Here is a 1,863-nt window from a genome sequence, read left to right as displayed (position 1 = left end):
GTAACTCTTCTAACCAATCAGAAACTTTTTTCATTCCTGCTTCTTCACTTTCATTTAACTTCTCATCTGCCACATCGTGAAGTAATGCTGCCATTTCAATTATAAAACGATTTCCTCCTTCTTGCTCGAATAAAGAAATCGCCAGTTTATGTACGCGCTCAATATGATACCAATCATGCCCACTCGCATCTTTTTCTAAAATATGTTTTACAAAAGTAATTGTTTTTTCTATCTTTTCTTGTTTTGTCATTTTATCTTCACCCAGTTACTTATTGTAACACGCCCGCATTTTTTCATCACATATTTTCTTGTCCGCCCATACACTAGGTGGTAGGCATCATCATGAAGGAGGAATAAATATGTTCTATAATAATCAACCGCCTTACCCACAACAACCATTTTACCCTCAGGCGCAGGAACAAGAACAAAGATATACAGAACAATATGAAGAACAAGAGCAACAATATGAACAAAATCCATATGCAGCGCCACAAACTCAAGAACAACAATTTCAGCAAAATCCATATGACACACGTCCAAGTTACGAATATCCTCAAAATCCATATGCAGTACCACAAACTCAAGAGCAACAATTTCAACAAAATCCATATGTAGCACCGCAAACTCAAGAACAACAATTTCAACAAAATCCATATGTAGCAACACAAACTCAAGAACAACAGTTTCAACAAAACCCATACCCAACTCAGCCACAACAACCTCAATATCAACAACAAATGTATCAACCAAACTACGACGCACGTGTCTCACCACCTAAACCACCAACAGTAGATATTACACAACCACAAATTTTACCACCTGGACCAACATTAGATATTACACAGCCACAAATCTTACCACCTGGACCAATTACAGAACCAACGCAACAACAAATTCAACAAGTTGTCGGTACACAGTTCTTACCTTTAAAGAAACCTGTACTAGATTTCGTAAAACCTTGGGTAGATTACGGTTTAAATGAAGCAAAACATACATCACACAAACACGCTTTAACAGAAGTTGCTGCCATTATGTTTTTAGTTGGGAAAGGATTCAATCCGACGATTGCACATTATATTGTGGAATCTTGGGAGAAGAATGAGCAGTTTTAGAGGTTTTTATTCTTACAAAACTATAAAAGTGTCACAAATGCCTGGTTTATAGCATTTGTGACACTTTTTTGTTTGTTATGTTAAATGTCATTTCAATAGTGAATTACTGCAGTTACCTTTTCTTCCTAGGACCTATAATTAATTTAATCGCCGTTCTTTCTTGTTCATTAATCGTAACCTCTTGAAATGCTGGAACGAAGGCTAAATCGATACCACTTGGAGCAACAAATCCTCTTGCGATTGCTATTGCTTTAATCGCTTGATTTAAAGAACCAGCCCCAATCGCTTGAATTTCTACATTGCCACTTGTTCTTAGTACACCTGCTATTGCACCTGCAACTGCATTTGGGCTTGATTTTGAAGATACCTTTAATATATTTTCCATGTAAGTTGCTCCTTCTATAATTTAATCGTTCTTTCGTTACGGTTTAAAATATTTCAACGTATCTTTTACTATTATTCACACCAAAAGCAAACAATGCTACATATGTACATTCATTCGATACTTTTCGTCTTCTTCCTGCCCATCTACATAAATAAAAAGCGATAACTAAAGACTCTAATATACCAACATTCAAATCATAGAAATTCACTACTCGATAACATTAGTGCAACTGAAGATAATAATGTTTCCTTTTCAGGTGAAATTAATATAATAATCATTTCTCCTATACTTCAATCTATTAAGAACCTCGGCTCATTTTTCTAGCAATTCATTAACCTCCTTCAAAAAATTCACAAATAATATCCT

General features: G+C 35.2%; 3 protein-coding genes. 1 reads left to right on the top strand and 2 read right to left on the bottom strand.

Annotated elements, in window-relative coordinates; genetic code table 11:
• The coding region (locus RCF13_RS10675; protein WP_308141141.1) for an HD domain-containing protein at positions 1–250 on the bottom strand (250 nt) is incomplete at its 3' end.
• A gap of 109 nt (positions 251–359) precedes the next feature.
• Between RCF13_RS10675 and RCF13_RS10670 the strand changes: the two genes are divergently transcribed.
• The gene (locus RCF13_RS10670; RefSeq protein WP_000499662.1) at positions 360–1,112 is read left to right on the top strand and encodes a hypothetical protein; all 753 of its coding nucleotides are present in this window, start codon (positions 360–362) and stop codon (positions 1,110–1,112) included.
• A 112-nt stretch (positions 1,113–1,224) separates the two neighbouring features.
• On the opposite strand, the gene spoVS is transcribed toward RCF13_RS10670, so the two are convergent.
• A complete protein-coding gene (gene spoVS, locus RCF13_RS10665; RefSeq protein WP_074568381.1) occupies positions 1,225–1,497 on the bottom strand; it encodes a stage V sporulation protein SpoVS in 273 nt (90 codons plus the stop codon).
• Positions 1,498–1,863: the final 366 nt, after the last annotated feature.

It is taken from the genome of Stenotrophomonas maltophilia group sp. RNC7 (assembly GCF_030910085.1).
GTDB classification, from domain to species: domain Bacteria; phylum Pseudomonadota; class Gammaproteobacteria; order Xanthomonadales; family Xanthomonadaceae; genus Stenotrophomonas; species Stenotrophomonas sepilia.
This window is presented reverse-complemented; position numbering and strand designations above follow the sequence as displayed.